Raw genomic sequence first — 23,457 nt, 5'->3', positions numbered from 1 at the left:
GGTGCCTTGTTACTCGTCGAGTGCGCTCTGGATCTGCTCTTCCATGTTTTCCACTGCTTCTTCCGCTGTGATTTCATCCGCAAGTGCACGGGACACTTCGATCTGCATGATGTCACTGATCTGTGGATAGATCGGTGTAACCGGACGCGGAATCGCGTTCTGCAGTGTTTCTACAAACTCTTCGTCTGCAAAGAGCGGAGCTGCTTCCTGTACTTCTTCGTCATCATAGAGGGATTCGATGGTCGGTGCACGTCCACCTTCCATGGCCGAGAGCTTCTGGCCTTCTTCACCAGACTTGAACTTCACAAACTCCCAGGCTTCTTCAGCATGATTCGTGTTGCGGTTGATCATCGACATCCACCCGCCGAGACCTGCTGCGCTTCCGTCATCCCCTGCAGGCAGGAGGCTGAAGCTGACGTTGCCGACGACAGAAGACATCTCCTCATTCTCCGTATTCGCCTGCATGTACGGCCAGTTACGGGCAAACACGGCCTGGCCTTCAAGGAAGGAATTCTCCGTTGCAGGCTCATCAAAGTTGAGGATGTTGCCCGGGACGATGTCGGACTGGACAATTTCCATCATTTTTTCCAGTGCGGTAACGGCTTCCGGTGTATTGATTGTGACGTTCTGGTCATCATCCAGCACCTCAGCTCCATAGGAACCCATGAATTCGATGGCGTTTACGACAAGTCCTTCATACTGGTTCGCCTGAAGGAGGTAGCCGAATTCCGTTCCCTCTTCTCCCATCAACTCTTCAGACATCTCAATCAGCTCATCCCACGTTTCCGGAGGCGTCTCGACAATATCGTCTCGATAGTAAAGGAGCCCCGCATCTGTATACTTCGGCATCGCCCACATGCGGCCGTCGAAACGCCCAGCTTCTACTGTTCCTTCAAAGTATTCATCGAGGTCGACATCCTCATCTGATTCAATGAACCGGTCCAGCTCCATCGCGTAGCCTGCCTGGGCGAACTCAGCCGGCCAGATGACATCCGCATCAAAGACGTCAATGGTGTCATCGCCTGCACTGAACTCCGTTACATACTGGTCATGCGACTGTCCCGTATCGGACGGCATTTCTCTAATTTCCACGGTGATGTTTGGATGCTCTTCTTCAAAAGCTTCGATGAGCGCATCGGTGGCGTTGGTCGTGTCCTGTCCGCGTGCATAGGTGATGGTGACTTCTTCTCCGTCCCCTGCTGCTTCCTCATCGTTATTGGCGTCGTTGTCCATGTCGTCAGCATCGTTATCGCTGTCGTTGTCGTTATTCATGTTGTCCATGTTGTCGTTATCATCGTTGTCATTCATGTCTGCACCGTTGTCGGCACCGGCATTGTTGTTCATGTCAGCGTCTGCGTTGTCATTGTCTGCGTTGTTCCCGCACGCGGCGATCAACCCTGCCATGGAAAGCACTGCGGCACTCGTCAACACCTTTTTCTTGATCTTCATACGTAGTTCCCCCTTAAAGAAATGAATGATATGATAACGATTTCAGATACGGACAATGAAATGGATTCCTGCTGCAAACGAAAGTGCCTGTGCAATGGAATCCACAACCTGTACGCCTCTCTGTTATCGCTTTCATAGCTAAAGTATAAGCGGGGGTGGTAACGATTTCAAGAACTTTTTTGAATATTTTTTTAAATTTTTTTAGATTTCTATTTCTCCATAACAGAGCCGGATGATTCTTTCCCAGGATACTAAGCAGCAGCTTGAGTAAACAGCACTACCCTTCGTATAGCGAATGAACAAACGGGATAATCAGTATATTGCAATAATATAAATATTCATGCTGCACGTGCAGGAAGCAGTAGATAACTCCAACTGACAAAAAGAAATAACGCTTCCGGCGATCATCTGAGATCGTCGGAAGCGCTGCCTCTGTCGATGGATGCTTCGCCTCCCCACAGCTCTTTCTTCTTAGACCAAAAGGCGCTCCGCGCTTTTGTTCAAAACATGCTGTCGTGCTTCTCTTCTCATCAAAGTCGAAACGTTTTTGTCGATGCTGGAGCTGCAGAAGGTCAACTCCGGGAGGATCAAGAACGATTCGAAGTTGGCCCTGCCCAAGGCGGATCAGCTGAGAAAGCTCCCTCCGAAAGGGTCCCTTTGAAATCGGAAATTACGCATAGAGAAAAATGACTTTATACACGGCCTGGAAAAGAGGCTGGGATAAAATCGTTTTCCAGCACGAAAAAAACGCTTTCGATGACCCAAGTGGGGATCGCCGAAACCGTTTTGTTATGGCTTGATCGTTCTAACTGAACCGGAAGGTATCCTTTTTATGGAAAAATCAAGACCGTACGGCCTCTATCAGGGGTTGCTCATGAAAAGGCAAGCCCGTGGGAACAGCAAGGGCTGAAGATGCCCTGTCGCTGTAGTTGCGACGGTCAGCTGAAGCCTTGCCCGCGGCAAGGGATTGTCATTGGAAGGATTAACTCCCCTTACATACAGAAAGCCCTCACCAATGAGAAGGTAAGGGCTTCTTTTTATTCTCGTTTTGTTCTAGCCACTTTCAGATGTCTGCTTTTCTCTAGGCTTCCTGTGCTCGTCAAGCGGCTGCGGTTGTTACGAACGAATGCCGAAAAATTTCTTGATTTTAGCCATTAGTCCCGTGTCTTCGTCCAGTTTCATCAATGGAACCTGTTCTCCCTGAATACGGCGGGCGATGTTTCGGTAGGCAATGGATACTTTAGACTTCGGATTCAATGCGATCGGTTCTCCAGCGTTGGACGATTTGATCACTTCATCGTCATCCAGGACAAGGCCGAGCAGATCAATCGCGAGGATCGTCACGATCTCATCCACTTCCATCGCTTCGCCGCTCCGCATCATATTGCTGCGGATGTGGTTGATCACGAGCCTCGGAGGTTCGACGTGTTTTTCTTTTTCCAGCAGTCCAATAATCCGGTCGGCATCGCGCACGGCGGATATTTCCGGCGTGGTGACAACGACCGCCTGGTCCGCTGCGGCCACCGCATTCTTGTATCCCTGTTCAATTCCGGCAGGACAGTCAATCAGTATGTAATCATGATTTTTTTTCAGTTCTGCCACAATCTCCAGCATCTGCTCCGGTTCCACATCATCTTTATCTTTCGTCTGTGCTGCAGGAAGCAGGTGCAGAGATTCAAATCGCTTGTCTTTCACCAGTGCCTGCTGCAGACGGCAGGTTCCCTGCGCCACATCGACAAGATCATAGATGATCCGGTTTTCCAGTCCCATCACCACATCCAGATTCCGAAGACCAATGTCTGTATCGATCATGCAGACTCTATACCCATTCAGTGCAAGTGCTGTACCTATGTTGGCTGTTGTCGTCGTTTTTCCGACCCCGCCTTTACCTGAGGTAATAACTATTGCTTCTCCCACAGCACTCTCCCCTTTCTGATTCGATCTAGTGTCATTACAGATGTTCGTTTCTTATTCATCGGGAGGACCTGCATGCTCCGGTCGAAGAGCACTTAATTTCACGGAGCGGTCCAGCGTCAGAACGCCTTCTTCGTTCACATAGGCACACTCAAAAATGCCCCTCCAGACTTCTTCCTCGTCATTTTCGGGAGGGTGCCTGACGATATGGGCAATTCTCAGCTGCGAGGGATCCATAAATGAGGCACAGATGACAGAACGGACTTCTCCTTCCGTTCCGGCATGCGCTGTTCCTTTCAGGCTGCCGAGGATGTAGATACTGCCGGTCGCTTTAATCTCTGCCCCCGGATTCACGTCGCCGATAAGAAGGACGCTGCCCTCGATCTCCACTACCTGGCCGGAACGCAGGACGTGGTACATCGTCGTCATTTTCTGGGCTTTCAGCATGTTTTCCGCTTCTTGCTTCGATAGTACATCCGATTCAAAAGCATCGATTGAGACAGCGAATTCGTCCTCCAGCAGTCTCCGTACGGCTGCTTCATCTTCCGGTCCGATATAACGGAACCCTGCATCGACCGTGACGTGCAGTTCCCGTCCTTCCGGTGCGGCAAACTGCTGCTGCTTTTCTTTAAGCGTGCGTTCCAGTTCCTCCATCAGCAGATGAAAAGAACACTTGTCATCCAGCTTCAGTTCAAGGCCCTGCCTTGTCCCTCGGAGAACAACATACTGCTGTACATGCTTTGTCATGCCTTCACCTCCACTCAGCGTTCTTCCTCCATCCCATCAACTGAATAAAAAAACCACCTGACCGGATAAACGACAGCAGCGGCAACTGCTGCATTCATGATAAAACTAGGTAGAAAACGCTGCTGAAACAGTTCCTGATGCGGTTGTTCTGTGAGTCCCAGCAGCAGCATCAATCCGTACATATAATATTCGACCAGGATGACCCCGGCTGTAATCAGCAGAACGATCAGCATCGGACGCCGCTTAATAAAGGAATTCGAGATGGAAAACAAGTAGGCAGCGAACCCGAATCCAAACGTATTTACTCCGAGCACCGGCGCGTAGACGATGTCATACAATGCGCCGAACAGCACGGCGTAAAAAATGCTGTGGCTCCTTCCGCGGAAGATACCGACAAACAGAATACCGATCAGCATGAATCTTGGAATCAGCTGCCAGGAGTCAGCTCCCCTGCCGGGAGCAAAGATTTGAAATACCGTCCCTTCCATGACGAAGAGGATAAAAAGAAGGACAGGAATGATATACCGGCTCATTCCTCATCCCCCTCTTCCTGCATCTCTTCCATCACGTCTTCCAGCTCATCATCTTCCAAAGGCTCATCCAGGGAGTCGGCATCACGCTCGATGATCGTGACATAATCGAGATGGTAAAAGTCTGCGGCAGGTTCTACGAGTGCTGTCTGGCTCAGTCCGTATTCATCGGTCTGGACATCCACAATCTCTCCGATCAGAAGACCGTCGGGGAAAATGCCGCCGAGTCCGGATGTCGCTACCGTCTGACCTTCTTCTATTTCAACATCAATATCAATTTTCGTAAATCGCAAATATCCGGATTCACCGTCGATGCCTTCAATAAACCCATAGACGGTCTCCTCCGCATCGGCCATGGCGGAAATTCTGTTCGTGACATCCGTGTCGCTCAGAAGCTGGACCGTCGACGAGAACTGGGAGACTTCATCGATTTTCCCGATCAGCCCCTGGGAAGTCACTACCGCCATATCTGACTCGACGCCGTCCTGCGCGCCTTTATTCAACCCGACTGCTTCGTTCCACCGGTCCGGAGATCGATGGATGACCATCGCCTGCCGGGGCGTATAATCGAGCAGATCCTGTTCCTGGTCGATCATCCCCTGCAGCTCTTCGTTCCTCCGCTGCAGTTCCGAGAGCTCCACCCGCATCGAGGCATACTCATCGAGGTGCGCACGGAGCATTTGATTTTCTTCATATACGTAGCGTACTTCCTGCACTGCATCCACCGCACCAGAGATCATGTAGGACGGTCGGGAGAACAGCGATTGGACCGTTCCCGCAGCATCCTGCACGAACTGCTCCGGCCAGGTGGTCGTCCGCTGATCGCTCAAGGAATACCCGACGAGGCCTACGAGAAAAATGAGGCAGACGAGCAGTACAATTAAGCGCCTGTTAGAAAAAAAAGACATGATTGGCACCTACTTATGCTTTTCGATTCGATCGTGCAGTAATTCCTGCTTTGGAATGAAACAGGTGAAGATTTTCCAGCGCTTTACCGGTCCCGGCTGCGACACTGTCGAGCGGTTCTTCTGCCGTATGCACCGGCATGTTCGTTTCATCACTCAGCACTTTATCCAAATTCCGCAGCAGTGCCCCGCCGCCGGTGAGGACGATGCCCCGGTCCATGATATCAGCGGACAGCTCAGGCGGTGCTTCTTCAAGCGTGTTTTTCACCGCTGCCGTAATCGCTTCGACCGTTTCCAGCAGTGCTCCTGCTATTTCTTTCGCCTGAATGGAGATCGTCTGCGGAAGGCCGCTCACAAGATCCCGTCCACGGATGTCCATGGTTTCCTCGCCATTGGAGCCGTCCGCTGTTCCGATTGTAAACTTCACCGATTCGGCGGTACGCTCCCCAATCATGAGGTTGTACGTCTTTTTGATGTACTGTATGATTGCTTCATCCATTTCGTCCCCAGCGATCCGGACAGACTGGCTCGTCACAATGCCGCCGAGGGAAATGATGGCAACTTCCGTCGTTCCGCCGCCGATATCAACGATCATGCTGCCGGTCGGCTCCCATACGGGCAGGTCGGCGCCAATCGCAGCAGCGAATGGTTCCTCGATCGTATAGGCTTCCCGGGCGCCCGCCTGTTTCGTAGCGTCTTCCACAGCCCGTTTTTCCACCGATGTGATACCGGATGGAACACAGACCATCACGTTCGGCTTTCTTGCGAGCATGGAACGTTTTTTCAAAGCAAGCTGAATGAAATGCTTCATCATGGTCGATGTTGTATCAAAATCCGCAATCACGCCGTCTTTCATTGGACGAATGGCTGCAATGTTGCCCGGCGTTCTGCCGATCATGCTTTTCGCATCGCTTCCGACGGCTTCGATGCGTCCCGTGTCGGAACGGATCGCGACCACGGACGGTTCGCGCAGAATCACTCCTTTTCCTCTTACATATACCAACGTATTGGCCGTGCCGAGGTCAATACCTAAATCTTTTGAGAATCCTCCGAACATCTATGTAATCTCCCTTCAACTTCTAAATACGGTAAACAGCCGATAGTATTCATTATACTGAATCGAGCACGGCTTGAGTAGCGTTTTCCGCAATACTCACAAAAATCCTTATTTTATCCTAACACAGCGCTGTATCTATGTATATGTACACCCGCCTCCCGCAAGCCTTGTGCCGGGGTGTGAACGGCCCTGCAGCACGGGCATGGGAAGCACACCGGGCCTGCTGCAGCTGCCTGATCGTGTCAGATGGTAAAGGAAACGCCTGCCTGCTCCGGGGACGTCATTCCTGTGCTGCCTATGCACAAGAAACCGTCTTCCAAGTACTGGAGACGGTTCCTTCCGGGCCCGCTCTCACTGCGGCGCGCCTGAAGACGCTGCGGGGGCCTGCTGCTGTTATCCCATGTAGCCTTTCTCTTTCATCGAACAGAACTGTCTGTCTCCGATAATGACATGATCGAGCATGTCGACACCGAGCGTTTTCCCGGCCTCGTGGAGGCGCCTCGTAACATCGATATCCTCTCGGCTCGGCTCTGGGTTACCGGAAGGATGATTATGCAGACAGATGAAGGAGGCGCTCGAATAGCGGAGCGCTTCTTTATATACTTCCCTCGGGTGCACGAGGCTCGAATTCAAACTTCCGATAAAGAGCGTTTTCTTGTGAAGTACGGCATTTTTCGTATTCAGGTAGAGTGCAACGAAATGTTCCTGCTTCAAGTGCCGCATGTCCTCCATCATATAATCCGCTACATCCTGCGGGGAGCGGATCACGTGGGTTTCCTCGACGGGATACTGCTTGATGCGCCGTCCCAGTTCCAGGGCTGCTTTCAGCTGGACGGCCTTGGCCTCGCCGATGCCTCTGATTTCCATCAGTTCGGCCGCCGTCGTCTCCTTCAGCAGCTTTAATCCATCAAACTGGTGCAGGACTCTTCCGGCCAGCTGGATGACCGATTCCTCTCTCGAACCCGATCCAAGGAGCAGGGCAACGAGCTCCTGATTGGAAAGATGCTCTGCTCCTTCGCGCAGAAGCCTCTCTCTCGGGCGTTCACTCATCGGTACGTCTTTCACCATCATCGGTTGATTCATGCAGGACCTCCTCTTACGGCCGTTACGTTATGCCGTGTGATTGCAGCACACGAACAACCCTTCCGAGCGGCAGCCCGACGACCGCATAATAGTCGCCGTGGATCCGCTTCACAAGAACAGCTCCAAGACCTTGAATCCCATAGGCTCCGGCTTTGTCCGCCGGTTCGTTTGAAGCGATATATCGTTTTATTTCTACATCTGTCAGAGGATAAAATGTCACATCGACTGTTTCTGTAAACACCGTTTTCCCCATACCGGATAGTACGGCTGCTCCGGTATGTACCTGATGTGTCCTGCCGGATAAATAGCGCAGCATGTTTTCTGCCTCGTCATCATCCGCAGGCTTCCCCATCATCCTGCCGTCACAGGCGACGATGGTGTCTGCGCCGAGCACGACGGCTCCGCCTTCTGCATCCGCATGAACGGCTGCCGCCTTTCTTTCCGCCAGCAGGGAGGCTGCTTCGGCAGCGGACAGGTCATCCGGAATACGCTCATCAGCCCCACTCGGCCTGATGTCATACGTCAGTCCTGCCTGGTCCAGGAGGATTCTTCTTCTCGGGGACTCGGATGCCAGAATAAGCTGTTTCATGGTTACTGCCCCTCTCTTTCTGGATTGGAGGACCAACCTTGGTACTACCGTCATTGCCGGCAGAAAGAACAGGCACGACGGCCTTTTCTGCTTCAGACACAGCTTCTGCCCGCATGCGGGGGAGCACGGCACCATGGTTGTCCGATAAAAAAAGAAGAGGGTATGTTAAAACATACCACATCTTCTCTAAAAAAACAGCAAAAATCGAATGAATGTTCTCCTTTTACTCACCGAATGGGGAATCCCGGTCTTCGTCTTCCGGATAGTCAACGATCGGAGCTTCCGGTTCCAACTCTTCCAGCTCCGGATAGTAATAAGAAGATACTTCTACTTCAAAAAAGATGTCGGACTCGCCGTCAAAGATCCGGTCCGAATCCTGACCGAGAAACAGAATGGAATCAATGTTCACGTCGCGCACGAGCGCATCGACTTCTTCGAGAAAGCCGCTCAGGTGGTCATACGTGTTGACCTTCAGTTCGATGAGCGCCGTCTGCCGGCGCACACCGTCGATTTCGTCTCCTTGAACCGCTCCGCGTTCAGCTTCATCTGCATCGGCTGTCTCTTCTTCCCGGTCTTCGAGATCCGACTCGATTTCTGTATCTTCCGCATCGACGTCGTCATCGGTGCCGACGAGCTCTTCATCTTCTTCGGGTTCTTCTTCACGGACGTCGTCGATATCCGTCCGCGCTGCAGGCGGATCGGAAGAGTCGGATACTTCCGTCGTCTCGTACGTATAGACCGGCTGATCATAGGTCATATCGATATCCATGATCCTCACTTCGGATAATTCTTCCGCCATGCTCAAATCCAGCAGAAACTGATCGGTGAGACGGACGACAGGCAGCCGGCGCTGGTGTTCTGTCGTAAGGTCGCTCCGCTCCGCCGCTTCTTCCATTTCTTCTTCCAGCTGAGCTTCCAGCTCCGCTGCATACTGGGTTTCTGATTCCAGCTCCTCTTCCGTCGCTTCCCTTTCGTCGAGCTCGGGCTGGATCATCTGAAAATACAGAAAGAGGAGGCCGACGGCTACGAGCACGGCACTCAGAATGACGAGAATCTTGTCTCTGCGCTTGTTCATCATGGCAGCTCCACCTCGTCTTCCTCTGGTTCTTCTTCAAACGCTCTCACGGCATCCGGATGAAGCGTGATTTCGAACGTTGTAAAATACTGGGGAAGGTAGTCTTCATACCAGAAAATATCTTCCTCCAGCTCTTCCAGGATTTCTTCTCCGAGCACCGTGTCCACTTCCGCCCGCTGAATCATTGGTGAATCCTCCAGCGCATGCTGATAGCGTGCGATGTCCGGGACGCTCAGGATAATCGCTTCCATGATGATTTCATCCGGAAACACATAGTCGAACAGCGTCATCACAGACTCTTCGGGCATTCGTGCCACGACTTCATCCAGAACAACGGAGACAGGAACGATTTTATCATCCAGCTCATCCATTCTCGCCTGCAGCTCTTCCTGTTCCGGATTCTGCAGTTCTGTGATTTGATTTTCAAGTTCCGTTGTCTCCATCTGCAGTTCCTGCAGCTCTTCTTCCGATGCGGTCCGGTCATTTTCGATCGACTGGGACAGGGAAAACATCGTGAAGATAATCATCACGGCTGCGAGCAGCAGCGCAGCGAGAATGACCGGCAGCGATCCGGATCGTTTACGTTTCTGCGGCAGTAAATTAATTTCTACGCGCATGACTACACCTCATTCTTCAGCGCGAGCCCGACGGCAGGATAGTATTTCGTCTCCAGCCCGTGGCCCTGACTCGTCTTCCATTCCGACTCATAAAGATAGTCGACAGGGAGATCTACCGACGCACGCAGATCTTCAATGATTCGTTCGAGATACGGATGGTCCCCGCTGATCCGGATACGGGACACAGCGGCTTCTCCATGCTGATAGTTAAATTGATAAAAATGGAGGAGCTTGTTCAGTTCGCCTACCGCATCTTTCCAGGAACTGAACACCTTCTCCGGCGGTCCGTTCCACTGGATCGGGTCATCGTCATGGGGATTGACTTCCCAGTCTTCCATCGATGTCTGCAGGTTCATCGTGCGGACAATCAGCGGAAGGCCGTCATGAAAAATCGATACGTGAAACGCGTCCGGAAACACCTGCATCTGCATGACATGACTCGGCGTTTCTTCTCCGAGCCACGTATCATAAAACCGATACAGGCTGAGCGCCGATAGATCCGCCGCGCGCGGCTTCATCTTCACTTCCCGCATCAGTCGTGCAATCGTCGTCACGGTCGGTTCCGGAGCCGCAAACAGCAGCACATCCCGCTTTTCTTCATCCCGTTCTATCTCGTACCAGTCGAACACGGGCTGCTCAATCGGCAGGTGCAGCGTTTCGCCGAGCTGCATATAGAGATGTCCGAGAATATGATCCTCCTCGACATCCATCGGGATGGTGTGCCGTCGGACGAGGACCTGGGTATCAGGAAGCGTGAACATCACTTCTTTCCCTTTCAGGCCCCATTCTTCCACGCAGTCCTGCAAGAGCGACAGCAGGGTATCTACTTCCTTGATCTGTCCATGGACCATGACACCTTCGGGTATGTAGCGTTCCGCAGCCGTGTTGATGTGATCCAGCGACTGGTTTCTCACCTCAGCATAACGAAGCACATGATCGGTAATGATGATCGCATGCCGGCTTTTTGAAAATAGGTTTCTCATGTTGTATCCGCGTCCTTTTCTCCAAGATCTATTGTCCCATCGTCAGAAGTCCAGTATACCACTGCAGCAGATCACTGCCGAAAAAATAAGCGGTGACCGCGCCGGCGGCGATGTACGGTCCGAACGGCACTTCCATCTTCCGTTGTATCCTCTGCTTCGCGTGCAGCAGGAGGGTTCCCGCGAGGCCGAAGAGCGCAGCGAGAAACAGCGACAGCAGCATCGGAACGAAGCCGAGCGCTGCACCGAGTACGGCATACAGCTTGATATCCCCTCCGCCCATGCCGCCTTTCGATAGAATGGCAATCAGCAGCAGCAGCGTAAATCCCGCGCCGGCCCCGAGCAGGGCGTCCCACCAGGGCTCGAGTGAGGCTGCAGTCAGGCGGAGGATCAGCAGCGGTACGCCGAAAAGAAGAAGCACCCTGTCTAAAATCAACGTTTCGGTAAGGTCCGTCACGATCGAGACCATCAGCATCGATATCAGCAGCAGGGCGACCGGAAGTTCCCACGTGAGGCCGGTGGAGACGGCCGCAGCCAGAAACAGCAGGCCGGTCAGCAGCTCGATGCCCGGGTACATCGGCGAGATCCGGCTGCCGCAGCTGCGGCAGCGTCCCCGCTGCACGAGGTAGGAAAACACCGGAATCAGCTCCCCGGTTCGGAGCGTATGTCCGCAGGAGGGGCAAGCCGAGCGGGGATGCACGACCGATTCGCCCTGCGTCCAGCGCAGGCCCATCACATTATAAAAGGACCCGAGCGCGAGTCCGGCCGTGCCTATGTATATGTACCAGAACCACTCCATGCGGCACCTCCACCCACGCTGTTACACTTATTTCCTATTATAGCTTTTTTGGAGAGGAGAAGAAACCGTAAAAAGAGGGACAAGTGCTTTTTTGATAAAAAAACACAGTGTCCCGGGTCAGGAGCCGGAACACTGTGTTAATTAGAAGTTACTCCTAGTCATCGCTTTCGTCGGCGCCGATAGCACCTCGCCCATCCTCGCGGATGGTTTCAATAGAAACTTCATTGAAAATATTGTTATCTCCATTGTTACCCATTGTAACAGTGTAGTCACCTTCGTCGTTGATAGTTACATAGAATTCCTCGTAACCATTATTTTCAGGGTCTTCAGGTATACTCTCAATGTATCCTGCATCTACAAGATTAATATCACCATCATTATCATCATCAACAACTACATCAAATTGCCCTGTCTCTTCGTTCTCACTAATCGATGCCAGCCTGGCTGCATCCACAGCTGTCTCTGCATTGGCAATGTGGGCATCCTCTCGTGAGTTGTCAATCAGACCGCCGATCGCCGGAACGGCAATCGCAGCGATGATACCGAGGATGATGATGACCGCAAGCAGTTCGATCAACGTTAACCCGCGCTGGTTCTTTAAATACTGGAACATCTTTCTCATGATGATCGTCTCCTTCTCGTTAATATTTAGTCAGCCGATAAAAAAAACCGGCATGCACTCTAAGTCCTTTAGAGGAAGCCGGTTGCACTACTCGCTCTCCCATCATCAAGTGCCCACATACAATGATGGTGTCTTTGCTTCTTCTGATTCACTTTGTCTTATTGTATGTGAAAACAAAATCAATGGTAAGGGTATTTAGACTCAATAATACAAAACCAGCCTGGTCCGGCAAGGAATGAAAGGACTATTTGTGTGCTTATTAAGTCTATACCCCGGCTGAGCATCAGCGAAACGTTATTCGATCGTATCGAAAATTTCAAACATCGGTACTGCCACGGAAGCCACAATGACCCCGACGACGACAGCCAGAACGGAGATTAACACCGGCTCCATCATGCTTTTCATGCGGTCGGTGGCCTGATCCACTTCCTCTTCATAAAAGTCCGCTATCTTATCAAACATCTGATCCAGCGACCCTGTCTTTTCTCCTACGGTTACCATCTGCGTAACCATCGGAGGAAAAATCCAGTGTCCGTTCATCGGGTCGGCCAGCGATTCGCCTTTTTCAAGCGACTTCCGGGAGTCTCGTATCACGGTCGCCAGGACTTCGTTGCCAACGACTCGCTCTACGATGGAAACGGCCTGCAGTACCGGCACGGAACTTGCGAACAAGGAGCTCCACGTGCGGCTCATGCGGGCGATCGCCGCTTTCTGCAGCACACCGCCGACGATCGGCGTCCGCAGCAGGACATAGTGCCACCAGTATAGGTACTCCCGTCTGCTCCGGATCAGAGCGGCGGCTGCAATGCCAGCGGCGGCGAGCGGAAACAGCAGCCACCAGAGGCTCGATACAACATTACCGAGCGTGAGAACGAATCTCGTAATCCACGGAAGCTCGGCTTGAAATCCGGCGAACATATCAGCGAAAGTCGGAACGACAACAGCGAGAAGAAAGATCACGACCGCCATGGAAGCCCCTGCAAGGATCAATGGATAAGACAGGGACGATAACACCTTCTGACGCAGGCGGTACTGTTTTTCGTAATAAACAGCGAGCCGTTCGATGACTTCATCCAGATCTCCCCCGGCTTCGCCCGCTTTGATCATGTTCGTCATCAGCGGCGGAAAAAGGTTCCGGTGTTTTTCTGCTGCTGCGGAAAAGGCGGTGCCGCCCCGGATGTCCTCCTCCACGGCTGCGAGCGTATCCCGCCACTGCCTCGACTGCATCTGTCCGGCGAGCAGCTTGATGGATTCCACCAGCGTGATCCCTGCCTGCAGCAGCGTCGCCAGCTGACGGAGGAAGAGGACCATTTCTTTCGGGTTCTGCCGCTGAAGCACGGGCACATCCTGATAAAGCCAGCCTTCCAGCTGCTTCACTTCCTTGGCATGAACGGCCTTTTTTTCGAGTTTTCCCCGCACTTCCTTTTCTGTCGCGCCTCTCATTTTCCCTTCGACTGGAACGCCATAGGCATCTCTTCCATAGTAATGATAAAAAGGCATAGCTGATTCTCCTTTTTTAATGCTGAATCAGGTTAAGTAGTAGCTGCCGGCATCCCGGTTGATCGTCCCGTCCTGAACGAGGCTGCGCACGGACATTTCCATCGTGTGCATCCCCTCGGATCTGCCCGTCTGCATCACGCTCGGGATCTGATGGATTTTTTCGCTGCGGATCAAGTTCCTGACCGCACTCGTGCAGCGCAGGATTTCCGTTGCCGCTGTTCTGCCTCTGCCGTCCTGGTTGCGGAACAGCCGCTGAGAAATAACAGCGGACAGGACACTTGCCATCTGGATGCGTACCTGGTCCTGCTGGCCGGATGGGAAGACGTCAATAATCCGGTCGATTGTAGAGGCAGCATCGGTCGTATGCAGGGTAGCCAGTACGAGGTGGCCGGTTTCAGCCGCGGTGATCGCTGTGCTGATCGTCTCCAGATCGCGCATTTCTCCGACGAGAATCACGTCCGGATCCTGGCGGAGCGCCGAGCGGAGCCCGTTGGCAAAAGACTGGGTATCAAAACCAATCTCCCGCTGATCGATCAGGGAACGGTTATGTTTATGCAGATATTCGATGGGATCTTCCAGCGTGATGATGTGCCGCTCTTCCTGCTCGTTCATGTAGCGGATCATCGACGCGAGCGTCGTAGACTTGCCCGATCCGGTAGGTCCCGTCACCAGCACGAGTCCCTGTGGTTCCAGCGCTATGTTTTTCAGCTGCTGCGGCATCTGGAGCGCATCGATCGTTGGAATCGAGGTTGGCACGACCCGAACAGCAAGGCTGACACAGGAACGCTGGAAATACGCGTTCACCCGGAACCGGGACACCCCGCGGACCGCATAGGAGAAGTCAAGCTCTCCCTTTTTCTTGAACGTATTCCAGAGCGCCGGCGGGATCATACCTTCCGCCGTTTTCTCTGTATCATCCGGTTTGAGGGTCGCCTCCCCTGCTTTCTGAAGTTCTCCGTGAATACGAAAAACGGGAGGCATGCCGACAGTCAAATGAATATCGGATGCCCCCCGTTCAAAGGCTTCTGTCAGAAGCGCATCAATCTGCAGCACAGTCATCTCTCCTTTTTTATGCATCATCTGCCGCCACCCGGTAGATCTCTTCCAGGGTCGTCTTGCCCTGTGCTGCCTTGAAAAAACCGTCGTCCATGAGAAACAGCATGTCCTGGTCCAGGAGATACCGGCGGATGGCTGACATCTCCGCATTGTTGAGAATCATTTTGCGGACGAGATCATCGACAGCAATGATTTCATGTACCGCCAGACGACCGCGGTAGCCACTGCCATTGCAGGCTTCACAGCCGCTTCCATAATAAACCGCCTCCACGTCCATGCCCCGTGCTTCGAATATTTCTTTCACTGCCTCTGTTGGTACATCGGATGTGCGGCAGTTCGAGCAGATCTCTCTCACGAGCCGCTGACTGATGATACCGGATACGGAGGAGGTGACCAGGTACGGCTCGATGCCCATATCAATTAGCCGCGGTATGGTGGCGACCGCGCTGTTTGTGTGAATCGTACTGAACACGAGATGACCTGTCAGCGCGGCCCGTATCGCGATTTCCGCCGTTTCTGAATCACGTACTTCCCCGACCATAACAATATCCGGGTCCTGCCGGAGAATCGTGCGGAGTGTATGGGCAAACGTCAACCCGATTTCAGGCTTCACCTGTACTTGATTAATTCCTTCGATCTGGTATTCGACGGGGTCCTCCGCAGTAATGATATTGACTTCCTCGCCGTTCAGGCGATTCAGGGCGGCATATAGCGTCGTCGTCTTGCCGGAGCCCGTCGGTCCTGTAATCAGTATCATACCGGACGGCCGCTCGATCAGCTTCCGGAATTTTTTCAAATTCATGCTGTTGAAACCGAGGTCCTCGATTTCTTTCAGCGCTCCTTCTTTATCAAGAATCCGGATCACAATCTTCTCGCCGAAGATCGTCGGCATCGTGGAGATGCGGAGGTCCACCTGCTTCTGCTCGACATGCACTTTCACCCGCCCATCCTGCGGAAGCCTCGTTTCTGTGATATTCAATTCAGCCATGATCTTTATTCTCGCTGTCAGCGCATTCTGGTATTCCCTGCTCATCGCTCTTTCCGAATGAAGAACGCCATCAATCCGGTAGCGGAAGAGCACTTTATCTTCCTGCGGATCTACGTGAATGTCACTCGCTTCTTTCTGAAGGCCTTTGATCAGCATTTGGTTGACCATGCGGATGACCGGGGCGTCTTCTTCCCGGTCACCGATCTGGGTCATACTGCTGGACGTTTCTGCTTCCGATACTTGGAACGCTGCCTCTTCCCAATCGGCATAGTAGGCAGCAACCGCTTCCCGGATCTCCATCTTGCTTGCTATAACCGGATCTACTTCAAAACCAGAAGACATCCGGATATCATCCAGGGCGAAATAATCAATGGGATCGGCCATCGCCACGCGCAGGGTCGTTCCGGATTTCTCTACCGGTATGAGGTCGTTTCGTTCAGCAAAAGCGCGCGAAACATGCTTGACCGCTTCGGTGTCGACCGGGAACGTATTCAGTCTGATCCGCGGGATGCTGAGCTGGAATTCGAGCAGTTCCAGCAGCTCTTCTTCCGTGATCAATCCCCGGTTTTTCAGCGCGTCTCCGAGCTTTTCATCCCCTTTTTCTGCAACGGTTTTCTCTACCTCTTCCTTCGTAAGCATTCCTGCATCAACCAGGATATCACCTAAACGGCGACGATCATGTGCTGCCATGTTGTTTCACCTGCCCTGCTGCTAGTCCCCTTTAGTGGAGGAGCCGTCTTTTCCGCCCGGATCACCGCCACCTGGGAATGTTCCGTTGCCATTTCCATTACCGGGGCCGGCGCCGTTTCCATTGCCATTGCCAGTGCCGGGACCGAATCCGTTGCCGTTTCCATTTCCGTTCCCCGGACCAAATCCGTTATCGGTGCCGTTTCCATTTCCGGGACTCGATCCGTTCCCGTTTCCATTGCCGAAATCGAAGCCATTGTCGTCCCCGTTTCCGTTATCAAAATCGAGGCCGTTATCTGCGCCGTTGCCAGTATCAAAATCGAATCCATTGTCTGCGCCATTGCCGGTATCGAAATCGAATCCGTTGTCCGCGCCGTTGCCGGTATCGAAATCGAATCCGTTGTCTGCGCCGTTGCCATTGTCAAAATCGAAGCCGTTGCCGTTGTCGAAGTCAAAGCCGCCGTTGTCTCCGTTTTCTTCGAGCCAATCATCGAAGTCTCCCGGCGCTCCTTCATCAAGCCAGTCTTCAAAAGCATCGGAGCCTTCCCCGTTTTCCAGCCAGTCTTCAAATTCGTCGCGCTCTTCCTCGTCGTTAAAGCCGTTGAAGTCTTCGTCAAACCAAGGGAAATCGTCCTCGTCTTCGTCTTCCTCTTCTTCCTGACGCTGATCAATGGAACGGCGCTCGAGGGCATGAACGGGCGCGTAGTAGTCTTCGGCAAGCACCTGCTGGCCGATCGGCTCGTCATCCAGTTCCGCATCCTGATAGGAAAGGGTGCGGATCGTTTCCACCCGGAGTCCATTTTCTCCATTATCGAGTTCGGTCGTAGAATCTTCCGTTTCCTGCGTCTGAGAATACGTAATTTTCGTGCGTGTGCCGATATTATCTGTTTCAAAGACGTCTACGGCAATATCATAAGGGAATTCATAGCCGACCAGCGTTACTTCCAGGTTCGTCCCGGTCAGGTTAAACTCCAGTTCATAGTCGTAGTCGTTCGGGTTCGTAAATTGAAAATCACGGATATCTTCTTCCAGGTGGGCATCAAAGCCCATCGGTACGCTGTCCAGCAGCGCATATCGGTGATGTCGCTCTTCGATGTTGAAGTTGCTGGATGCGACCACTTCAAAGACGGCAGAGCCGAGCGCCGCCAGCGGTTCTTCATCCACCCAGTCCTCCGATGGGGTGCTGAGCTGTTCCATGACGGAGAAGCTGGTGCCGCCTTCGATAGTTTCCGACGTGACGCCGTCGAGTGCTTCCTGCAGTTCCGGTGTCACGACGTTGGACCGGGATGCTTCAGCAATGACGACTTCTTCCGGCTGCGCCGAGGCGTTCAGGTAACCATGCATCATCCACTGAAGGTCGTCATCGGGTAAGGAGGCAGTCTCCCTTTCAATATCATCGGTCAGGTCATCGATATCGACGGCCGTCCGCATGTCTTCGCGGAAGGAAAAACTTTCAGCTGACTGCCGGACAGCTCCTTGATCGACCGCGGTGATGACTCCTTCATCCGAAGCATCCGGGTCATCCAGGCGGCGGTCCACGGTAGGTTCGATAAGAAATTGAATCGACTCACGTGGTACCGGGATTTCCTCATCAAACCAGGTTAGATGAAGGTGCGTCTCCTCCTGCCAGCCTTCCACATTCTCTCGGACTGCATCGACTGCTTCATCTCTCGTCATGTCTGACACGTCTATGCCGGCAATCTCCGAATCTTCTGCAAAGCGCTCTCCCTGAAAGGAGACCTCGTATGTAAGCTGTGCTGTATAGGCAAATACAAGCATAAAGGTTACGCTTCCCGCCAGTACAAGAAACGAAGCAGCAAACCATTGAATTCTCGTCATCCCTGTTTCCTCCTAGCGGTCATCTTCTTCGAGCTGCTGAAACAGCTTCTTCCTTCTCTCTTTTCTTTCTTCGTCTTCTTCTGCGGTCGTTTCTTCGTTGTCTTCTGCCGTCACGCCTGCTTCCTCCCCGTCTTCATCCGTGTCTGTCTCTTCTTCGTCTTCCGTAGAGAGAGGTTCGCGGGTCGTTGTTTCTGCAAACGCTTCTTCTTCTTCGTGTTCTTCCGTTTCAACCTCGGAGGTTTCGTCCTTCCCCGGGTCTTCTTCGGCTGACGCTCCGGTGTCCGTTTCCGCTGCACCGGCTTCTTCCGGCGGCTCTTCGGCAGGGTGCTCCGTCTCTTCTTCGGTGTTTTCTAATTCGGGCATACGAATGGAAATCAAATAAGACGTTCCTGCTGTCAAAATAACCAGCATGATCACGACCAACCACCATGTATACTCAAGAAAAGCCCAGTAGGCTGCGACTGTGTAAAGTAATCCCAATGAGACCAGTAATGCGGTCATTTTTCGTGAAAAAACGGACGGGACGAGCAGCAGCACGCCCAAAAGCAGCAGAAATGCCGCTCCTATAAATAAGTACATCAACGATATCCATCCTCCTGCTGTGACAGAACTTGTATTCTCTTTTCCATTCTATCTCAGACGATGGGGGAAAGAAAGGATTATTCCCCGGGAAATAACCCGGATCCGAATTTCCTGTACGGCTGGCTGCAACATTACGAGCCCGCTTTTGTCATGCCGCGGTTTTTCCATTCTTCTCTAAATGTGGAGGTGAACGCGTGCGATCCGGTGACGACGACGGTTTTCCCCTTCTGAGCCGACACCCAGGAAACCGGATCTTCCACCATCGTCATGCTGCTGTCTACCGCGTACCAGTCGGCTGCCTGCATGAACCTCGGACCTGCAGGGACGACAGCTGCAGCGGTTCCTTTCGTATGCATTCGTTCCAGCATGGCAGCAGCCGGTTTATCTTTCATCGCCGCGAGAAGAAACACGGTGTCCTGACCTTCCGGGAGGCTGTCAATCAAGGCTTCCACTGCCTCCGTGTTATGAGCGGAATCGACGAGCAGATCCGGCTCAAGCCACTCCCCCCGGGCGGGCATCACCGCAAGCCGGAGTGCCTCTGGACGAATCCGGCTGCTCAGTACTTCGCTGGCGATCACGGCAGCCAGTGCATTCGACGCCTGATGCCGGCCTTTCACCGGCAGCGGCCACACTTCATCTCGATACAGAAGATGGTCTTCTTTGCACGTATCCGCCACGTTCGGCAGATCCACCCAGACAGCACCTGCTGCCTCCGCTTCTTCCTGCAGCCAGCTTCTCGCTTCTGCATCTGCTGTGCTGACCGCAGGAACGCCAGGTTTAAAAATACCGGCTTTTTCCCGGGCAATGGCTTCCCGCGTGTCTCCGAGATACGCCTGATGGTCCATCCCTACCGACGTGATCACCGATACCGCGGATGCAGCGGCTGCATTGGTGGCATCGAGCCGTCCGCCCATGCCGGCTTCCAGAATCAGCACCTCTGCCTTCGTCTCAGCAGCCCCTGCAAAGGCGGCGGCCGTCAGCAGTTCAAACGGCGTCATCTGCTCATCCATCTCTGCTTCGGTCTGTCTGACAGCCGGCATCACGCTCGTAAGCCACGCGCTCCATGCTTGCTCAGACGCATAAGCGCCCCCCGACCGGTAGTGATGGGATCTCGGTCCTGGCGAAGGGCTTTGGAACAGGAACACGTCCATGTCTGCGTCGAGCAGCAGCGCCTCGCACATGGCTGCCGTCGATCCTTTCCCGTTCGTCCCTGCGATATGAATGATGCTGCTGTTTTTTTCCGGGTGCCCCAGCAGCTCCAGCACCCTCGTCATACGGTTCAGATCATACCGGATCCCGGCATTCAGCCGCTCTTTAAACTCCTTCATAAAGGTTCCTCCTCATTTGATTTTTGTCCGTGTTCATGACAAGATACAGAAGATGCTTTATGGAAAAGGGGGGACATCCGATGCTTCAGGCAATCGTGCTGTATAATGGCGGCCTGCAGACGCCGAAATTCATGGACAACGTGGCGCTGCTCCAGGAAGCCGCCCGGCGGAAAAAGGTACATATGACGGCGGTGCCGAACGATGCTCTCGCTGCAGCGCCCGGATGCAGCCGTTCTGTTGTCGGGCTGGATCATCATCCTGACTTCCTCTGCTCGTTTGATAAAGACATTGAGCTGCTCGAGGCGGTCGAACAGCTCGGTATTCCTGTGTTCAACAGTGCGGCCGCCATCGCGTTATGTGACAATAAACGGAGAATGCATCAGGCGTTTGCACGTCACGGCATCCCCCAGCCGAAGACCATTCTTGCTCCGATGGCATATGCAGGCGTCGGCAGGACGGATGATGCTTATTTACAGGAAGTGGAGCGCATCCTTGGTTTTCCGATGATCGTGAAAGAAGCCTATGGTTCATTCGGAAAACAGGTGTACTGGATTGCCTCCTCTGAAGAACTGCGGCTCAAAGCTGCAGATCTGCAGGAAGTGCCCCACCTGTACCAGGAAGCCGTGTCGGACAGCCTTGGTACGGACCTTCGCCTCAACGTCGTCGGCGGTCAGGTTTCTGCCTCTATGAAGCGTACCTCATCCACCGATTTCCGGGCAAACATTACTGCCGGCGGAAAGGCTGTCCCTTACGAACCGACACCCGAGGAGAAAAACACGGCCATTGCCGCTGCGGCAGCGGTCGGCGCTGATTTTGCCGGAGTGGATCTGTTTGCAGGCCGAGTCCCACTCGTCTGCGAAGTGAATGCGAATCCGCATATAAAGAGTACATACGAGACGACCGGCATCCGCGTGGAGGATGCCATGATCGACTACATGATAAGGAGGACGATCCGGCAATGAGAGGCTGGCTTATTTATTACAAAGAGGACGAACAACGAAATCAAGCCTTTATCGACCTTCTTCAGGAGGCAGCCGCGTCGGAGGGGATCCGCCTGACAGTGGTCCGGTACGAGGACCTTTCTCTGGATGTCTCGGGTCTGCACTGCCCGGGAACGTTTTATCCGGATTTTCTCATGGTGCGGACCTCCACGCCTTGGCTGAATGAAGCAGCAGAACTGCAGGGCATCCGCGTGTTCAACCGGGCCCGTTTCAGCCGAATAGCGAATGACAAACGGCTCAGCCATGCCTGTGTCAGCCGGCTCGGCCTGCCGATGCTTCCATCCAGGGCGGTGCATCGACAGGCCGTTCCGGACAACCACCCTCCTTATCCGTTTATTGCGAAAGATCCTATGGGTCGCGGAGGCACCGGTGTCGAGTGGATCGCTCATGCGCACCAGCTGGCCTACTCCACTCTGCAGGAGAACGTACTTCTGCAGCCGGTCGGCGGCCAGCGCGGACGGGATGTCCGCGTCTATATTGTCGGCGGTGAGATTCAGGCGGCGGTGCTTCGGGAGTCCGCTACGAATTTCAAGGCGAATATTTCCGGAGGTGCGTCGTCGCGCCTGTATTCATTGAGCCGGAAAGAACGTGAAGAAGTGACGGCGGTCACCTCCATGCTGCCGATCGATTTTGCCGGTATCGACTTTCTTCTGGCAGAGGACGGTACGCTGCTGTTCAATGAAATGGAGGATACCGTCGGATGCAGAAGTCTCTACGACAGCAGTGATATCAACATTGCGGCTGTTGTGATGGCCTATGTGCGCAGGGAAATGGAGACCATCCTCTCCTCCTAGAGCTACGCTGTTCTTTCCCCGGTCTGACGGGGACGTACGCCCAGGGAGGGCGTCTTTTCCAGCGAGCTGCCGACAGGTCCGGGGCTGCCCGCACGGCGGTGAACGTCAGACAGGACGCCTGGGAGCCGTTTCGATTGTTCCAGGTTCTCATTCGCATGTCGGGGTTCATGTACCGAGGGTCGCTCCGATGCTTCTCGAATGCAGGAAGGATCATCTTAAAAGGGAAAAACCTTCTCAGGTGTGAAAGGCGGCGCCGCTGGAGGACTACGCCCCTTGGCAGGCGTCCGCCGGAAACGAATGAACAAACGTAACAGAAAGGCCCCTCTCCCCCCAACATTTATTTTAGAGCCTTTTTCTATCGACAGAAGAAACGCTTCCGACGATCCATTCTGGATGATCGGAAGCGTTTTTTGTTCATGTCAGGCGGATTCGTCACGGCCTCATTCTGTTGATCCTTCCTGCGTTCGGGTTTCGTGCTTGATCTGTTGAAACTGCTGAAACAGCTTCTCCGTGATCGGACGTGCTGCTGGCAGCGCCGTCTCATCAATCTGGTCGATGCCGAGCACTTCCATCGTCGTCGAGGTTAGAAACGCCTCATCCGATTCCAGCAGTTCCTGCTTCGTGAATGGCAGTTCCCTGCACGGCAGCCCGATCTGTTCCGCCGCCTGCAGTACCATCCTGCGGGTGATGCCATGAAGAATCCGCTCGGTCGCCGGATGCGTTTCCAGCACTCCGTCTTTCACTCTGAAAATATTCGTGCTCGATCCTTCCGTAACCGCATCACCATCGACGAAAACAGCTTCATGGGCTCCGTGGTCTTTCGCCTCCTGCTTCGCCATGACGTTCGGAAGCAGGTTCAGGGATTTGATCCAGCAGCGCTTCCAGCGGATGTCTTCTGTCGTGATCACCTTCACACCGGAGGCCCGCAGGGTGCTGCTCACTTCCCGGGCAGGTCCGGCTACCATGCTCAGCACCGGCGCCGCAGGTTCCGGGAAATGATGCTGTCTCGTCCATGCACCACGGGTGATCTGCAAGTAGATTTCTGCTTCCTCCAGCCCCGTATCTTCATATGCCTGCAGGGCTCGGGAACGGATGTCGTCAATGGAATACGGAAGCGGCATGCGTATCGCTTCCGCACTCCGTTCGAGGCGCTCCAGATGTTCTTCGAGCGTAAACGGGACGCCGCTGTACACACGGATCACCTCATATATGCCATCGCCGAATTGATGTCCCCTGTCTTCTATCGGCAGGACGTCTTCCTGAATATCGACAAATCGGTCTCGGTAAAATGCCACCGTTGTCATGGCGGGCCTCC

22 protein-coding genes and 1 riboswitch are annotated in these 23,457 nt (G+C 53.5%); of the genes, 2 read left to right on the top strand and 20 right to left on the bottom strand.

The annotated features are described in order from the left end of the window. Window positions 1–9: 9 nt before the first annotated feature. The 19 genes from G477_RS0106860 to G477_RS0106770 all read right to left on the bottom strand — a co-directional run bounded on the left by G477_RS0106860 (window position 10) and on the right by G477_RS0106770 (window position 20,347). Window positions 10–1,449, bottom strand: coding sequence for an ABC transporter substrate-binding protein (locus G477_RS0106860; protein WP_026697315.1), 1,440 nt, complete (start codon window positions 1,447–1,449; stop codon window positions 10–12). 1,116 nt (window positions 1,450–2,565) lie between these two features. Then, on the bottom strand, window positions 2,566–3,366 hold the full coding sequence (gene minD, locus G477_RS0106855; protein WP_026697314.1) for a septum site-determining protein MinD: 801 nt from the start codon (window positions 3,364–3,366) through the stop codon (window positions 2,566–2,568). 51 nt (window positions 3,367–3,417) lie between these two features. After that, window positions 3,418–4,110: a septum site-determining protein MinC gene (locus tag G477_RS0106850; RefSeq protein ID WP_026697313.1), complete on the bottom strand. Its 693-nt coding sequence runs from the start codon at window positions 4,108–4,110 to the stop codon at window positions 3,418–3,420. Window positions 4,111–4,124: 14 nt separating this feature from the next. Further along, entirely contained in the window at window positions 4,125–4,643 is a 519-nt protein-coding gene (gene mreD / locus G477_RS0106845; RefSeq protein WP_026697312.1) for a rod shape-determining protein MreD, read from the bottom strand. Beyond that, window positions 4,640–5,548, bottom strand: a complete 909-nt coding sequence (mreC, locus tag G477_RS0106840) for a rod shape-determining protein MreC (protein WP_342664180.1) — start codon at window positions 5,546–5,548, stop codon at window positions 4,640–4,642. Before mreC ends, mreD begins: the two co-directional genes overlap by 4 nt. A 13-nt stretch (window positions 5,549–5,561) precedes the next feature. Next, on the bottom strand, window positions 5,562–6,602 hold the full coding sequence (locus G477_RS0106835; RefSeq protein WP_026697310.1) for a rod shape-determining protein: 1,041 nt from the start codon (window positions 6,600–6,602) through the stop codon (window positions 5,562–5,564). A 393-nt stretch (window positions 6,603–6,995) separates the two neighbouring features. Further along, on the bottom strand, window positions 6,996–7,673 hold the full coding sequence (radC, locus tag G477_RS0106830) for a RadC family protein (protein WP_026697309.1): 678 nt from the start codon (window positions 7,671–7,673) through the stop codon (window positions 6,996–6,998). A 34-nt stretch (window positions 7,674–7,707) separates the two neighbouring features. Then, window positions 7,708–8,274: a Maf family protein gene (locus tag G477_RS0106825; RefSeq protein WP_026697308.1), complete on the bottom strand. Its 567-nt coding sequence runs from the start codon at window positions 8,272–8,274 to the stop codon at window positions 7,708–7,710. A gap of 223 nt (window positions 8,275–8,497) precedes the next feature. Further along, on the bottom strand, window positions 8,498–9,352 hold the full coding sequence (locus G477_RS0106820; protein ID WP_026697307.1) for a hypothetical protein: 855 nt from the start codon (window positions 9,350–9,352) through the stop codon (window positions 8,498–8,500). Continuing rightward, complete coding sequence (locus G477_RS0106815; protein WP_026697306.1) at window positions 9,349–9,966, bottom strand: hypothetical protein; 618 nt, start codon at window positions 9,964–9,966, stop codon at window positions 9,349–9,351. The genes G477_RS0106820 and G477_RS0106815 overlap by 4 nt, the downstream gene beginning before the upstream one ends. A 2-nt stretch (window positions 9,967–9,968) precedes the next feature. Then, window positions 9,969–10,949, bottom strand: coding sequence for a type IV pilus biogenesis protein PilM (pilM, locus tag G477_RS0106810; RefSeq protein WP_026697305.1), 981 nt, complete (start codon window positions 10,947–10,949; stop codon window positions 9,969–9,971). 28 nt (window positions 10,950–10,977) lie between these two features. Continuing rightward, entirely contained in the window at window positions 10,978–11,745 is a 768-nt protein-coding gene (locus G477_RS0106805; protein WP_026697304.1) for a prepilin peptidase, read from the bottom strand. A gap of 154 nt (window positions 11,746–11,899) precedes the next feature. Then, window positions 11,900–12,367: a prepilin-type N-terminal cleavage/methylation domain-containing protein gene (locus G477_RS20495; protein ID WP_051287766.1), complete on the bottom strand. Its 468-nt coding sequence runs from the start codon at window positions 12,365–12,367 to the stop codon at window positions 11,900–11,902. 67 nt (window positions 12,368–12,434) lie between these two features. Beyond that, window positions 12,435–12,518: riboswitch (cyclic di-GMP riboswitch) on the bottom strand. Between the two features lie 143 nt (window positions 12,519–12,661). Further along, entirely contained in the window at window positions 12,662–13,867 is a 1,206-nt protein-coding gene (locus G477_RS0106795; RefSeq protein ID WP_026697303.1) for a type II secretion system F family protein, read from the bottom strand. Between the two features lie 27 nt (window positions 13,868–13,894). Further along, window positions 13,895–14,947 (bottom strand): type IV pilus twitching motility protein PilT, encoded by a 1,053-nt coding sequence (locus G477_RS0106790; RefSeq protein ID WP_281171125.1) that lies wholly within the window; start codon window positions 14,945–14,947, stop codon window positions 13,895–13,897. Next, window positions 14,937–16,601, bottom strand: a complete 1,665-nt coding sequence (locus G477_RS0106785) for a GspE/PulE family protein (RefSeq protein WP_026697301.1) — start codon at window positions 16,599–16,601, stop codon at window positions 14,937–14,939. The genes G477_RS0106790 and G477_RS0106785 overlap by 11 nt, the downstream gene beginning before the upstream one ends. A gap of 21 nt (window positions 16,602–16,622) precedes the next feature. Continuing rightward, complete coding sequence (locus G477_RS18945) at window positions 16,623–18,437, bottom strand: VanW family protein (RefSeq protein WP_035211453.1); 1,815 nt, start codon at window positions 18,435–18,437, stop codon at window positions 16,623–16,625. 12 nt (window positions 18,438–18,449) lie between these two features. After that, window positions 18,450–19,019, bottom strand: a complete 570-nt coding sequence (locus tag G477_RS20490; RefSeq protein ID WP_156897302.1) for a hypothetical protein — start codon at window positions 19,017–19,019, stop codon at window positions 18,450–18,452. A 131-nt stretch (window positions 19,020–19,150) separates the two neighbouring features. Next, window positions 19,151–20,347 (bottom strand): bifunctional folylpolyglutamate synthase/dihydrofolate synthase, encoded by a 1,197-nt coding sequence (locus tag G477_RS0106770; RefSeq protein WP_026697299.1) that lies wholly within the window; start codon window positions 20,345–20,347, stop codon window positions 19,151–19,153. A gap of 80 nt (window positions 20,348–20,427) precedes the next feature. Here G477_RS0106770 and G477_RS0106765 point away from each other — a divergent pair, with 80 nt between their 5' ends. Beyond that, window positions 20,428–21,309 (top strand): ATP-grasp domain-containing protein, encoded by an 882-nt coding sequence (locus tag G477_RS0106765; protein ID WP_026697298.1) that lies wholly within the window; start codon window positions 20,428–20,430, stop codon window positions 21,307–21,309. After that, the gene (locus G477_RS20485; protein ID WP_051287764.1) at window positions 21,306–22,142 is read left to right on the top strand and encodes an ATP-grasp domain-containing protein; all 837 of its coding nucleotides are present in this window, start codon (window positions 21,306–21,308) and stop codon (window positions 22,140–22,142) included. The genes G477_RS0106765 and G477_RS20485 overlap by 4 nt, the downstream gene beginning before the upstream one ends. Window positions 22,143–22,582: 440 nt before the next feature. Here G477_RS20485 and dat read toward each other — a convergent pair whose 3' ends face one another. Continuing rightward, window positions 22,583–23,446, bottom strand: a complete 864-nt coding sequence (gene dat / locus G477_RS0106755; RefSeq protein ID WP_026697297.1) for a D-amino-acid transaminase — start codon at window positions 23,444–23,446, stop codon at window positions 22,583–22,585. Between the last annotated feature and the right edge of the window lie 11 nt (window positions 23,447–23,457).

Origin of the sequence: Alkalicoccus chagannorensis DSM 18086, assembly GCF_000429725.1 — a bacterium.
Classification (GTDB): Bacteria; Bacillota; Bacilli; order Bacillales; family Salisediminibacteriaceae; genus Alkalicoccus; species Alkalicoccus chagannorensis.
Note: the sequence above shows the minus strand (reverse complement) of the source record. Positions and strands in the feature narration are given on the sequence as shown.

Coding starts and splice junctions, on each gene's coding strand:
- G477_RS0106860 (WP_026697315.1), bottom strand. CDS start 1,449: ATGAAGATCAAGAAAAAGGTGTTGACGAGTGCCGCAGTGCTTTCCATG.
- G477_RS0106850 (WP_026697313.1), bottom strand. CDS start 4,110: ATGACAAAGCATGTACAGCAGTATGTTGTTCTCCGAGGGACAAGGCAG.
- mreD (WP_026697312.1), bottom strand. CDS start 4,643: ATGAGCCGGTATATCATTCCTGTCCTTCTTTTTATCCTCTTCGTCATG.
- mreC (WP_342664180.1), bottom strand. CDS start 5,548: ATGTCTTTTTTTTCTAACAGGCGCTTAATTGTACTGCTCGTCTGCCTC.
- G477_RS0106835 (WP_026697310.1), bottom strand. CDS start 6,602: ATGTTCGGAGGATTCTCAAAAGATTTAGGTATTGACCTCGGCACGGCC.
- radC (WP_026697309.1), bottom strand. CDS start 7,673: ATGATGGTGAAAGACGTACCGATGAGTGAACGCCCGAGAGAGAGGCTT.
- G477_RS0106825 (WP_026697308.1), bottom strand. CDS start 8,274: ATGAAACAGCTTATTCTGGCATCCGAGTCCCCGAGAAGAAGAATCCTC.
- G477_RS0106820 (WP_026697307.1), bottom strand. CDS start 9,352: ATGATGAACAAGCGCAGAGACAAGATTCTCGTCATTCTGAGTGCCGTG.
- G477_RS0106815 (WP_026697306.1), bottom strand. CDS start 9,966: ATGCGCGTAGAAATTAATTTACTGCCGCAGAAACGTAAACGATCCGGA.
- pilM (WP_026697305.1), bottom strand. CDS start 10,949: ATGAGAAACCTATTTTCAAAAAGCCGGCATGCGATCATCATTACCGAT.
- G477_RS0106805 (WP_026697304.1), bottom strand. CDS start 11,745: ATGGAGTGGTTCTGGTACATATACATAGGCACGGCCGGACTCGCGCTC.
- G477_RS20495 (WP_051287766.1), bottom strand. CDS start 12,367: ATGAGAAAGATGTTCCAGTATTTAAAGAACCAGCGCGGGTTAACGTTG.
- G477_RS0106795 (WP_026697303.1), bottom strand. CDS start 13,867: ATGCCTTTTTATCATTACTATGGAAGAGATGCCTATGGCGTTCCAGTC.
- G477_RS0106790 (WP_281171125.1), bottom strand. CDS start 14,947: ATGATGCATAAAAAAGGAGAGATGACTGTGCTGCAGATTGATGCGCTT.
- G477_RS0106785 (WP_026697301.1), bottom strand. CDS start 16,601: ATGGCAGCACATGATCGTCGCCGTTTAGGTGATATCCTGGTTGATGCA.
- G477_RS18945 (WP_035211453.1), bottom strand. CDS start 18,437: ATGACGAGAATTCAATGGTTTGCTGCTTCGTTTCTTGTACTGGCGGGA.
- G477_RS0106770 (WP_026697299.1), bottom strand. CDS start 20,347: ATGAAGGAGTTTAAAGAGCGGCTGAATGCCGGGATCCGGTATGATCTG.
- G477_RS0106765 (WP_026697298.1), top strand. CDS start 20,428: ATGCTTCAGGCAATCGTGCTGTATAATGGCGGCCTGCAGACGCCGAAA.
- G477_RS20485 (WP_051287764.1), top strand. CDS start 21,306: ATGAGAGGCTGGCTTATTTATTACAAAGAGGACGAACAACGAAATCAA.
- dat (WP_026697297.1), bottom strand. CDS start 23,446: ATGACAACGGTGGCATTTTACCGAGACCGATTTGTCGATATTCAGGAA.